10 protein-coding genes are annotated in these 11,564 nt (G+C 70.0%); 6 read left to right on the forward strand and 4 right to left on the reverse strand.

Annotation, left to right across the window (positions count from 1 at the left end; translation table 11 throughout):
- Positions 1-140: 140 nt before the first annotated feature.
- The 4 genes from CW359_RS39515 to CW359_RS39530 all read left to right on the forward strand — a co-directional run bounded on the left by CW359_RS39515 (position 141) and on the right by CW359_RS39530 (position 7,575).
- A complete protein-coding gene (locus CW359_RS39515; protein ID WP_105975068.1) occupies positions 141-2,807 on the forward strand; it encodes an alpha/beta fold hydrolase in 2,667 nt (888 codons plus the stop codon).
- Positions 2,804-3,721 carry an ABC transporter permease gene (locus CW359_RS39520; RefSeq protein ID WP_198655556.1) on the forward strand — a complete coding sequence of 306 codons (918 nt, stop codon included), beginning with the start codon at positions 2,804-2,806 and terminating at the stop codon, positions 3,719-3,721. The genes CW359_RS39515 and CW359_RS39520 overlap by 4 nt, the downstream gene beginning before the upstream one ends.
- A 157-nt stretch (positions 3,722-3,878) precedes the next feature.
- Entirely contained in the window at positions 3,879-5,486 is a 1,608-nt protein-coding gene (locus tag CW359_RS39525; RefSeq protein ID WP_105975069.1) for a vWA domain-containing protein, read from the forward strand.
- Between the two features lie 136 nt (positions 5,487-5,622).
- Positions 5,623-7,575: an AMP-dependent synthetase/ligase gene (locus CW359_RS39530; RefSeq protein WP_105975070.1), complete on the forward strand. Its 1,953-nt coding sequence runs from the start codon at positions 5,623-5,625 to the stop codon at positions 7,573-7,575.
- Positions 7,576-7,666: 91 nt separating this feature from the next.
- Here the strand turns inward: CW359_RS39530 and CW359_RS39535 are convergent, their stop codons facing one another.
- The 3 genes from CW359_RS39535 to CW359_RS39545 all read right to left on the reverse strand — a co-directional run bounded on the left by CW359_RS39535 (position 7,667) and on the right by CW359_RS39545 (position 9,817).
- A complete protein-coding gene (locus CW359_RS39535) occupies positions 7,667-8,074 on the reverse strand; it encodes a rodlin (RefSeq protein WP_105975079.1) in 408 nt (135 codons plus the stop codon).
- 122 nt (positions 8,075-8,196) lie between these two features.
- Complete coding sequence (locus CW359_RS39540; RefSeq protein ID WP_105975071.1) at positions 8,197-9,303, reverse strand: LCP family protein; 1,107 nt, start codon at positions 9,301-9,303, stop codon at positions 8,197-8,199.
- 103 nt (positions 9,304-9,406) lie between these two features.
- Positions 9,407-9,817 carry a rodlin gene (locus tag CW359_RS39545; RefSeq protein WP_105975072.1) on the reverse strand — a complete coding sequence of 137 codons (411 nt, stop codon included), beginning with the start codon at positions 9,815-9,817 and terminating at the stop codon, positions 9,407-9,409.
- Between the two features lie 192 nt (positions 9,818-10,009).
- Here CW359_RS39545 and CW359_RS39550 point away from each other — a divergent pair, with 192 nt between their 5' ends.
- Positions 10,010-10,423, forward strand: coding sequence for a rodlin (locus CW359_RS39550; protein WP_105975073.1), 414 nt, complete (start codon positions 10,010-10,012; stop codon positions 10,421-10,423).
- Between the two features lie 321 nt (positions 10,424-10,744).
- The gene (gene chpD / locus CW359_RS39555; protein WP_105975074.1) at positions 10,745-10,972 is read left to right on the forward strand and encodes a chaplin ChpD; all 228 of its coding nucleotides are present in this window, start codon (positions 10,745-10,747) and stop codon (positions 10,970-10,972) included.
- A gap of 313 nt (positions 10,973-11,285) precedes the next feature.
- Here the strand turns inward: chpD and CW359_RS45595 are convergent.
- Positions 11,286-11,564, reverse strand: a 279-nt coding sequence (locus CW359_RS45595) for a hypothetical protein (RefSeq protein ID WP_198655557.1), incomplete at its 5' end; no start/stop codon positions are given.

The raw sequence follows: 11,564 nt of genomic DNA on the forward strand, positions 1-11,564 counted from the left end.
AGGTTGCTGTCAGCTTCCCCCGACACCCCGGCATACCGCGACCGCTGTATGCCGAATTCCTCCCGTACGACCGTGGGATGGCCCACTCCTCACCCTGGAGAGTGCCGTACCGCACCCACACCGCCCCTTACCGTTGAAGCATGGATCACCCACTGCCCGGACTGCGCCCGAAACTGCGCGGCGCACTGCGGCGGCGCCCACGACGCACCCTCGCCGCCGCAGCCGCCGTCGTCGTACTCGCCGGCGCGGGCACCTGGACCGCCACCGCCTCGGACAAGCCGGCGCCGGTCGACCGCACCGACGAGGTCATGGACACCGCCACCGGCGTCCGTATCGACACCTCGTACTTCACCTCCGGGAACGACGGCCGCCGCCCCGCCGTCCTCCTCGCGCACGGCTTCGGCGGCAGCAAGGACGACGTACGCGCCCAGGCCGAGGACCTCGCCCGCGACGGCTACGCGGTCCTCACCTGGTCGGCGCGCGGCTTCGGCAAGTCGACCGGCAAGATCGGCCTGAACGACCCGAAGGCCGAGGTCGCCGACGTCTCCAAGCTGATCGACTGGCTCGCAGGGCGCCCCGAGGTCCAGCTCGACAAGGCCGGTGACCCGCGCGTCGGCATGGCCGGCGGCTCCTACGGCGGCGCCATCTCCCTCCTCGCCGCCGGATACGACGACCGCGTCGACGCCATCGCGCCCGCGATCACGTACTGGAACCTGTCGGACGCCCTTTTCCCCAACGGCGTCTTCAAGAAGCTGTGGGCCGGGATCTTCTTCAACACCGGCGGCGGCTGCGCCAAGTTCGAGACCCAGCTCTGCGAGATGTACGAGCGGGTCGCCGAGTCCGGGCAGCCCGACGCCGCCGCGGTGAAGCTCCTCGAAGAGCGCAGCCCCGAGGCCGTCGGCGACCGCATCAAGGTGCCCACCCTGCTCATCCAGGGCCAGACCGACTCCCTCTTCCCGCTCGGCCAGGCCGACGCCGCCGCCAAGGCGATCAAGGCCAACGGCGCCCCCGTTGACGTCGACTGGATCTCCGGCGGCCACGACGGCGGCGACCTGGAGTCCTCCCGCGTCCAGTCCCGCGTCGAGTCCTGGTTCGACCGGTACCTCAAGGACGACAAGGGCGCCGACACCGGCTCCGCCTTCCGCGTCACCCGCACTCTCGGCTCCGGCTCGGGCGACGGCGAACCCCGCCTCGCCGGTACGACGGACGACACCTACCCGGGCCTGGAGAGCGACCTCACGAAGATCGCCCTCGCCGGACGCGAACAGACCTTCGAGAACCCGGCAGGCGCCAGCCCGCCCGCCGTATCGGCCCTCCCCGGCCTCGGCTCCGCCGGCGGCGGCCTCTCCCAGCTGTCCTCGCTCGGCGTCAGCATCTCCCTCGACTTCCCCGGCCAGTACGCCGCCTTCGAGTCGAAGCCTGTCACCGACGACCTCCAGATCACCGGCTCGCCCACGGCCACCGTCCACGTGAAGTCGACCAGCGAGGACGCCGTCCTCTTCGCCAAGGTGTACGACGTCGGCGCGGACGGCCGCTCCCAGGTGCTGCCCTCCCAGCTGGTCGAGCCCATCCGGGTCGAGGGTGCCAAGGCCGGCAAGGACGTCCAGCTCACCCTCCCGGCCATCGACTACGACCTCGACGACGGCCACCGCCTCCGCCTGGTCCTCGCCTCCACCGACCTCGGCTACGCCTCCCCGCTCACCCCGGCGACGTACACCGTCTCCCTCAAGGGCGACCTGGAGGTACCCACACCGCTCGGCCGCGCCGACCGTACGGACGTCCTGCCCGCCTGGGTCTGGTACCTGCCGATCGCCGGTGCCCTGATCGCCGCGCTCCTGCTGGTCACCGGCCGCCGCCGGACCGTCACCCCGGCCCCCGACCCCGCGCTCGCCGAGGTCCCGCTCCAGATCACCGACCTGAGCAAGAAGTACAAGAACGGCGACCGCTACAGCGTCCGTGACCTCTCCATCCGCGTCGAGAAGGGCCAGGTCCTGGGCCTGCTCGGGCCGAACGGCGCGGGCAAGACGACCACCCTGCGCATGCTGATGGGCCTGATCCAGCCGGACGCCGGCCAGATCCGCGTCTTCGGCCACGCGATCGTGCCCGGCGCCCCGGTCCTCTCCCGCGTCGGCGCCTTCGTCGAGGGCGCGGGCTTCCTCCCGCACCTGTCCGGCCGGGAGAACCTGGAGCTGTACTGGGCAGCGACCGGCCGCCCGACCGAGGACGCGCACATGGAGGAGGCCCTGGAGATCGCCGGCCTCGGCGACGCACTCGCGCGCGCGGTCCGCACGTACTCCCAGGGCATGCGCCAGCGCCTCGCCATCGCCCAGGCCATGCTCGGCCTGCCCGACCTCCTCATCCTCGACGAACCGACCAACGGCCTCGACCCGCCCCAGATCCGCGAGATGCGCGAGGTCATGATCCGGTACGCGGAGGCCGGCCGCACGGTCATCGTCTCCAGCCACCTCCTCGCGGAGGTCGAACAGACCTGCACACACCTCGTCGTCATGGACCACGGCAAGCTCGTCCAGGCGGGCCCCGTCAGCGAGATCGTCGGCTCCGGCGACACGCTGCTGATCGGCACGTCCGAGCCGCTCGACGAGCCGATCGTCGAGAAGATCGCCGCCCTGCCCGGCGTCGACTCGGCCGTCCTCGCCGAAGGGGGCCTGGTGGTCCGCCTCGACAGCGACGGCAACGCCCGCCGCCTGGTCGCCGAACTCGTGCGCCTTGAGGTCCCCGTGGAGTCGGTCGGCCCGCACCGCCGCCTCGAAGACGCCTTCCTCACCCTGATCGGAGAGTCCGCATGAGCACGCTGGCCGAGCGTGCAGAGCACGCAGAACCCGCACAGCCCGGACAGCCCACAGACCCGAAGGGCCCGGTCGAGGTCGCCGACGGCTACCGCGCCGGCCGCACCCTGCCCTTCCGGGTCGAGCTGGTCCGCCAGCTCAAGCGCCGCCGCACGATGGTCATGGGCGGCATCCTGTTCGCCCTGCCCCTCGTGCTGTGGATCGCCTTCCAGGTGGGCGGCACGCCCGGCGACGGCAACAACCGGGTGAACCTGATGGACACGGCCACCGCGTCCGGCTCCAACTTCGCCGCGGTCAACCTGTTCGCGGCGGCGGGCTTCCTGCTCGTCATCCCCGTCGCCCTGTTCTGCGGGGACACGGTCGCCTCGGAGGCCAGCTGGTCCTCCCTGCGCTACCTCCTCGCCGCCCCCGTGCCGCGCGCCCGGCTGCTGTGGTCCAAGCTCGCCGTCGGACTCACCCTCAGCCTGGCGGCGCTCGTACTGCTGCCGGTCGTCGCACTCCTCGTCGGCTCACTGGCGTACGGCTGGGGCCCGCTGGAGCTGCCCACCGGCGGCGAGATCGGCCAAGGAGCCGCCGCCCAGGCCCTGTTGATCACCGTCGGGTACATCTTCGTGTCCCAACTGGTCACCGCGGGACTGGCGTTCTGGCTCTCCACGAGGACCGACGCCCCGCTCGGCGCGGTCGGCGGCGCGGTCGGCCTCACCATCGTCGGCAACGTCCTCGACTCGGTGACCGCCCTCGGCGACTGGCGCGACTTCCTGCCCGCGCACTGGCAGTACGCCTGGCTCGACGTCGTCCAACCGAAGCCCGACTACACCGACATGATCCAGGGCGTCTCCATCTCCGTTACGTACGCCCTGGTGCTGTTCGCCCTGGCCTTCCGGGGTTTCGCCCGCAAGGACGTCGTCTCCTAGGTCAACGGAGGATCACCTACCGGTCTCGGAGGCCGCCCCTCGTGGCCACTTCGAGATCCATCCGCAACACCCCGTACCGCACATTACGGCCCCTTCCGCCGTCACAGTCACAGAAGTTGACGTCGGCCGACGTCAACCGACGGAGGGGGCACGGCAGATGGAGCGGAACCGGATACGAAGGCTGCGGGCCACGCTGATCGCCCTGACGGTGGCGAGCGGCCTGCTGCTCACCGCCTGCAGCGGGGGTGTCGGCGAAAGCAGCAGCGACAGCGGCCAGGGCTACGGCACGAGCGGCAAACAGGACTCCGGCGGCGGCTCGGGAGGCTACGCGCCCTCCGTCCCCGACGGCTCCGGCGAGCAGCAGGACGGCGACGGGAGCGCACGCGAGGGCACCACGGAGGGCGAGACGGAAGGGGAGACTGACGGGGAGTTCGCCCCGGCCCCCGACTACCTCTCCACCTTCGCCCTCGACGTCGACACCGCCTCGTACGGCTACGCGCGCCGCACCCTCGCCGACGGCCGCCTCCCCGACCCGTCGACGGTCCGGCCGGAGGAGTTCGTCAACAGCTTCCGCCAGGACTACGAACGCCCCGACGGCAACGGCTTCTCGGTCACCGTCGACGGCGCCCGCACCGACCGCGAGGACTGGTCCCTGGTCCGCGTGGGCCTGGCCACCCGCACCTCAGGCCGCGAGGGCGAACGCCCGCCCGCGGCACTGACGTTCGTCATCGACATCTCCGGCTCGATGGCCGAGCCCGGCCGCCTCGACCTCGCCAGGGACTCCCTCGGCGTGATGACGGACCAGCTGCGCGACGACGACTCCGTCGCGATCGTCACCTTCAGCGACGAGGCCGAGACCGTCCTCCCGATGACCCGCCTCGACGGCAACCGCGACGAGGTCCACGACGCGATAGACGAACTGGAGCCCACCGACTCGACCAACCTCGGCGCGGGAGTCCGCACGGGCTACGCCACGGCGGTGGAGGGCCTGCGCGAGAACGCCACGAACCGGGTCGTCCTGGTGTCGGACGCCCTGGCCAACACGGGTGACACGGACGCGGACTCGATCCTCGACCGCATCTCCGACGCCCGCCGCGAACACGGCATCACCCTCTTCGGCGTGGGCGTCGGCAGCGACTACGGCGACGCCCTGATGGAGCAACTCGCCGACCAGGGCGACGGCCACACCACCTACGTCTCGAACGAGACCGACGCCCGCAAGGTGTTCTGCGAGCAACTCCCGCGCAACATCGACCTCACGGCCCGCGACGCCAAGGCCCAGGTCGCCTTCGACCCGGAGACGGTCGCCGAGTTCCGCCTGATCGGCTACGACAACCGCCGCGTCGCCGACGAGGACTTCCGCGACGACAGCGTGGACGGGGGAGAGGTCGGCCCCGGCCACACGGTCACCGCCCTCTACGCCGTCCGCACCAGGCAGTCCGCCTCGGGCCACCTCGCCACGGCAACGGTCCGCTGGCAGGACCCCGAAACCCGCGAACCCCACGAGGAATCGGGCCAGTTGGAGTCGAACACCCTGGACGACACTCTCTGGAGCGCCTCACCCCGCTTCCAGGTAACAGCGGTGGCCGCCTACTTCGCCGACGCCCTACGCAGAGGAGACGACCGCTGGCCCACCCTGCCGGGAGCCCCACCCTTGGTCCATCTGGCCAAGATGGCCTACGAGTTGGCAGAAACGACAGAGGACAAGGCGGTCAGCGAACTGGCCGAGTCAATACAACTGGCGAGGAACTACGGCGCCCCGTGAGGGGCGCGGGGAACTGCGCGCTCAGCCCCCACACACCCGCAGCCAAAACTCCTCCTGCCCAACCCATTGAACTTTCCCTACGTCCAAGTAACTTGACTCGAACTCAGGAGGACCAAGACCACCGGGAGCCAGTGTCATGGGCGTACGCAAAGATCTGAAGCGGGCAAAGCGCCGCACCGACCTGGCCGCCCGCCACCGAATCGATCTGGTCCGCGACAACCGAACCGGCACCATCCGCGAGGCAAGCGCGCCCCCGCTGGTCGCACCCCCCACCACAGGCAGCACCGCGGACCTCCCCTACACCAACGCCACCGAGGCCCCCGACGCGGTGATCCTCCGCCGCCGCACCGCCGAAGGCACCTGGCACCCGATCACCGCCGCCACCTTCGCCGCCGAAGTCACCGCCACGGCAAAGGGGTTGATAGCGGCGGGCCTCGAACAGGGCGGCCGGGTCGCGGTGATGTCCCGTACCCGTTACGAGTGGACGGTCCTGGACTTCGCGATCTGGGCGGCCGGCGGCCAGACCGTCCCCGTCTACGCCACCTCGTCCGCCGACCAAGTCGACTGGATCGTCAGGGACTCGGGCGCCCGCCTGGTGGTGACGGAGACGCCGGACAACACGGCCACCGTCACCACCGGAACGGCCGGCCACCCCGAACCCCCGCGCGTCTTCACCCTGGACGAGGGCGCGATGGCCGAACTCGCCACCGTGGGCCGGGAGATACCGGACGAGGAGGTCACCAAGCGCCGCACGGCCCTCACCCCCGACACCACCGCCACCATCTGCTACACCTCCGGCACCACGGGCCGGCCGAAGGGCTGCGTCCTCACCCACGCCAACATCCACAACGAGGCCGCGAACGTCGTGGAGCTGCTCCACCCGATCTTCAAGGAGGTGACCGGCCAGACGGCCTCCACCCTCCTCTTCCTCCCCCTCGCCCACATCATGGGCCGCGCCCTTCAGATCGGCTGTCTGATGGCCCGCATCGAGATCGGCCACTTCCCGAGCATCAAGCCCGACGAACTCCGCCCGGTCCTAAGGGAGTTCAGACCGACCTTCCTGGTGGGCGTCCCGTACCTCTTCGAGCGCATCCACGCCGCAGGCCGCGCGACCGCCGAGAAGATGGGCCGGGCCTCCTCCTTCGACCGGGCCCACCGCATCGGCGTCCGCTTCGCCGAGGCGTACCTGAAGAAGTTCCTCGACACCGGCACAAGGACAGGAACCCCCGTCAAGGGCCCGGACATCGGCCTCTACGCCGCCTGGGCCCTGTACGACCTCCTCGTATACCGCCGCATCCGCAAGGAACTGGGCGGACGCCTGCGCTACGCCATCAGCGGCGGCTCCCCGCTCGACCGCGACCTCAGCCTCTTCTTCTACGCCGCCGGAATCGTCGTCTACGAGGGCTACGGCCTGACCGAGACGACCTCCGCGGCCACCCTCGTCCCGCCCCTGGCCCCGCGCCCCGGCACGGTCGGCCTCCCCGTCCCCGGCACCGCCGTCCGGATCGCCGACGACGGCGAGGTCCTCGTCAAGGGCGGGGTCGTCTTCGACTCCTACTGGAACAACCCGGCGGCCACGGACGCGGTACTGAGCGGCGACGGCTGGTTCGAGACCGGCGACCTCGGCGCCCTCGACGAGGACGGCTACCTCACGATCACCGGCCGTAAGAAGGACATCATCGTCACCTCGGGCGGCAAGAACGTCGCCCCGGCTGTCCTGGAGGACCGGCTGCGCAGCCGAGCCCCGGTCGCCCAGTGCATGGTCGTCGGCGACAACCGCCCCTTCGTGGCCGCCCTGATCACCCTCGCCCCCGACTCGGTGGCCCACTGGCTCGCCGTACGGGGGATGCCCGCCGACACCCCGATGGCCGAGGTGATCCAGGACCCCCGGATGCGCGCCGACGTCCAGCGGGCCGTGGACCACGCCAACGCGGCGGTCTCCCGGGCCGAGTCGATCCGCGCCTTCACCCTGGTCGAGGGCGAGTTCACCGAGGACAACGGGCAGCTGACCCCGTCCCTCAAGGTCAAACGGCACGCGGTACGGGAGGCGTACGCGGCCGAGATCGAGGCGCTGTACAGCAGCAAGTGACGTACACACAGGCCCCGTAGAACGCTCTGGAACGCCGAACGGCGGGCCACCGGAGAACCGGTGACCCGCCGCTTCAACCGAGCGGGGAGGCTCAGCTGTTGCCGGCGCCGTTGCCGGACAGCACGGGGATGTCGCTGAGGATGTGCGACAGGGGCTCGTCGCCCTTGGCCTGCGTCGAGTTCTCGACACACTGCTGGTTCTGCGGCGCCGACAGGATCGGGATGTCCTGGACGGCGATCGGCACCAGGCCGACGACGGAACCGACGTTGAGCTTGGCCGGGAGGCCGACACACGGCTTGTTCAGCGAACCCTGGACCAGCGAGAGCTGCGGGCTCATGTCACCGAACGTGGCCGAGTTGCCGAACTCCTGCTCGGCGCCGTTGCCGCTGACGGAGGTGGTGCCACCGTCGTCGGCGATCGCCAGGGCCTGGGGTGCTGCCGTGGCCGAGATACCGGCTACGGAGGCGGCGATGGCCGCGGTTGCCCACAGCTTCTTCATGTTCATTCCCTTCGAAAAGCGGACTCCGGTGAGGAGCTGCGTGATCGTCAACGGCCGAACCCCGGCCGGGGTTGCGGTCAATGCCCCGATTGGCCCAGCGATTGAGGTGTACGAGCCGGGATTCAGGGGCAGGCGAGCCGGTTTCCGCGCACCGGCACGTCCTTCCCGAACACCGGCGGATCGGCGGCCTTGGGATCCGTGCCCGCCGCGACCAGCGGCCGGTCCTCGCGCACCTTGGTGAACATCGCCTTCGCCCTCGCGTCGTGCCAGCGCAGCGTCGAACCGATGCCTTCCATCGGCCGGTTGAAGCCGGCGATCGGCACGGTGGCGAACTCCGTGCGCGTGGCGGGCACCTTGCCCAGCGTCGCGGCGAGCGTCACGAGCGCCTTCGCGCCGTCCTTCCCGAAGCCCTGCTCGACCTTGGCCGGGCCGAGCATCGTCCGGGCGACCCGGCCCATCAGCGCGGGGTCGGTGAGCACCTTCCGGGCGGTCAGCTGCTCCAGCGCCGCGACCAGGAACCGCTGCTGACGCTGGATCCGCCCCAGGTCGGCGCTCCGGTCGACCTTCCGCGAGCGGACGTACTGCAGGGACTGCCCGCCCTTGAGCAGATGCCGGCCGGGTGCCAGGTTCAGCTTGGTCTTGGGGTCCTTGAGCCGCCGCGTGGTGCACACCTCGACGCCGCCGACCTGGTCGACGGCGTCGATGAACCGCCGGAAGTCGAGCTGCAGGAACTGCTCGACACTCACCCCGGTCGCCGCCTCGACCGTACGTACGAGGAGCTGGGGACCGCCCTCCGCGTACGCGCCGTTGAGTTTCACGGGATGCGCGGGGCGCTGTCGCCCGGACGGTCCGTACCGGTACGCCGGAACCGTGGCGTAGGAGTCGCGCGGCAGGCCGATCACGCTGACACGGTCGCGCTTGGCGGACACGTGGACCAGCATCATCACGTCCGCGCAGTTGCAGGGGAAGCCGCCCGCGTGGAACTTGCGGCGCTCCTTCTCGGTGATGGTGCTACGGCCGTCCGTGCCCAGCAGCAGGATGTCGGTGCCCGCGGCGGGGGCGGCGCCGCCCATGGGCCGCAGCCGCGACTCGTGGGGCGCACCGCAGCCGACGGCGGTCGCCGCGCACAGCACCACGGCACCGCACAGGCGGGACAGCCGGGCGAGCCGAGCGATCCGCGCGGGCCGGGCAAGACGGGAAAACCGGGAGAAAGGGTGTCTCGTCGTCACCTGACGCAACGTAGGCCAGCGGGCCGCCGAGAATTCGACGGCCCGCTGGTGAGAAACGCGAAGAGAGCCCGGACGTACGCCCGACTCAGCCTTCCGGGTTGTCTCAGTTGTTGCCCACGCCGTTGCCCGACAGGACCGGGATGTCGCTGAGGATGTGCGACAGGGGCTCGTCGCCCTTGGCCTGCGTCGAGTTCTCGACACACTGCTGGTTCTGCGGCGCCGACAGGACGTTGATGTCCTGGACGGCGATCGGCACGAGGCCCACGAGCGAACCGGCGTTGACCTTGGCCGGCAGGCCGATGCAGGGCTTGTTGAGCGAGCCCTGGATGAGCGCCATCTGGGGGCTCATGTTCCCGTACGTGGCGGAGTTGCCGTACTTCTGGATGGCGCCGTTGCCGCTGGTGGACGTCGTGCCACCGTCGTTCGCGATCGCCATCGCCGGGGTGGCGACCGCAGCCGTGGCACCGACGACGGAAGCGGCGATCGCCGCAGCAGCCATAACCTTCTTGATCACTTGCAATTCCCTTCGGAAGAAACCCCGTCCACCGGAGCCGCTCTGATCAACTGTCCTTCGGCGCGCATGGTTGCTGCGATTCACTCTGATGGCCCAAAGAGGCCAACCGGGTGAAGCAGCGAAACCAATCCCGGCCCGGCCGGTTGATGCGGAAGCAGGAACGTGTGTCTCTGCCAGGAAAGGAAAGCGAAAATGCTGAAGAAGGCAATGGCCGCGGCGGCGGTAGCCGCATCCGTCGTCGGAGTCTCGGCGGCGACCGCCCCCCAGGCGCTTGCCACAGCGGACGACGGCGGCACCACGTCCGTCAGCGGGAACGGGTCGGTCTCGAAGTTCGGCAACTCCCTCACCAAGGGCGACATGAGCCCCCAGGCGAGCCTCGTGCAGGGCAGCGTCAACAAGCTCTGCCTGGGCGTTCCCGTCAAGGGCAACGTGGGCTCGGTCGTGGGCGTGCTCGTGCCGGTCGCCGTCCAGGACATCCCGATCCTGTCGGCCCCGCAGAACCAGCAGTGCGCCGACAACTCGACGCAGGCGAAGGGCGACGAGCCGCTGGCCCACGTCCTCAGCGACATCCCGGTCCTGTCCGGCAACGGCATCGCCAACAGCTGATCTGTCGCCGTCGGCTGACCGGTCGTCAACATTCGTCCGGTCGCCCACACATGCAGCTCGGACAGCCCTCGCACCGTGTGTGCGGGGGCTGTTCGAGTTTTTGTTTGCTTTCTGCCCGCCGATTTCTTCGGCCTTTCGTGTGGATTGTGTTTCCCGCTGCGGCGGGGCGTTCGAGTGAATTACCCGTCGGATCACGTTCCGTAGTTTCTTCGGCTGTCTATCTCTCGTTTTACAACTGCCGGTCATGGTGCGAGCCGTTCAAGCTGTGCTCGCTCGGTCTTCGGCCGACATAGGGGCATGACCGCAGAGAAGGGAAACCTCATGAAGAAGAGCGTTGCTGTCATCGCCGGCGCGATCATGGCGCTCGGAATGGCCGCCCCCGCGTTCGCGGACGCCGGAGCCGAGGGCTTCGCCGCGCACTCCCCGGGTGTGCTCTCCGGCAACGTGGTGCAGGTTCCCGTCCACGTTCCCGTCAACGTGTGCGGCAACTCGATCAACGTGATCGCGCTGCTGAACCCGGCGTTCGGCAACACCTGCGTCAACGACTGACGTTCGCACCAGCCGTTCGGCGGTGTCTGGGCCGGTCTTGGAGAGCCTCTCGGTGCCAAGGCCGGCTTTTTCTCACCTCTCCCATTAGAAAGACAATCAGAATGCGACCCACTCTGAGCAGGGGGATGGTCGTGGCTGCCGCCGCGACGGGCATCTTGTCCCTGTACGGCCTCCCGGCCCTGGCCGACGTGGACGCGCCCACCCCCACGAAGGCGACGGCGGGCACTCCGCACCGGGACCCCACCCCCGGCCACCACCCCAACGCGAACTCCGGCCACGGCCACGGCTACGGCGAGGAGGACACCCCGGGCGGCTACGGCGACACGCCTCCGACGAAGCCTCCGACGAAGCCGCCCACGAAGCCTCCGACGAAGCCTCCGACGAAGCCCCCGACGAAGCCGCCCACGAAGCCTCCGACCAAGCCTCCGACGAAGCCTCCGACGAAGCCGCCCACCAAGCCCCCGACGAAGCCTCCGACGAAGCCCCCGACGAAGCCGCCCACGAAGCCGCCGACCAAGCCTCCGACGAAGCCTCCGACGAAGCCCCCCACGAAGCCTCCGACCAAGCCGCCCACGAAGCCTCCGACGAAGCC

The sequence above is a fragment of the Streptomyces geranii genome, from assembly GCF_002954775.1.
GTDB classification, from domain to species: domain Bacteria; phylum Actinomycetota; class Actinomycetes; order Streptomycetales; family Streptomycetaceae; genus Streptomyces; species Streptomyces geranii.

Bases quoted from the DNA above. Each gene is read 5' to 3' on its own strand.
- CW359_RS39515 (WP_105975068.1), top strand. From the start codon at position 141: ATGGATCACCCACTGCCCGGACTGCGCCCGAAACTGCGCGGCGCACTG.
- CW359_RS39520 (WP_198655556.1), top strand. From the start codon at position 2,804: ATGAGCACGCTGGCCGAGCGTGCAGAGCACGCAGAACCCGCACAGCCC.
- CW359_RS39525 (WP_105975069.1), top strand. From the start codon at position 3,879: ATGGAGCGGAACCGGATACGAAGGCTGCGGGCCACGCTGATCGCCCTG.
- CW359_RS39530 (WP_105975070.1), top strand. From the start codon at position 5,623: ATGGGCGTACGCAAAGATCTGAAGCGGGCAAAGCGCCGCACCGACCTG.
- CW359_RS39535 (WP_105975079.1), bottom strand. From the start codon at position 8,074: ATGAAGAAGCTGTGGGCAACCGCGGCCATCGCCGCCTCCGTAGCCGGT.
- CW359_RS39550 (WP_105975073.1), top strand. From the start codon at position 10,010: ATGCTGAAGAAGGCAATGGCCGCGGCGGCGGTAGCCGCATCCGTCGTC.
- chpD (WP_105975074.1), top strand. From the start codon at position 10,745: ATGAAGAAGAGCGTTGCTGTCATCGCCGGCGCGATCATGGCGCTCGGA.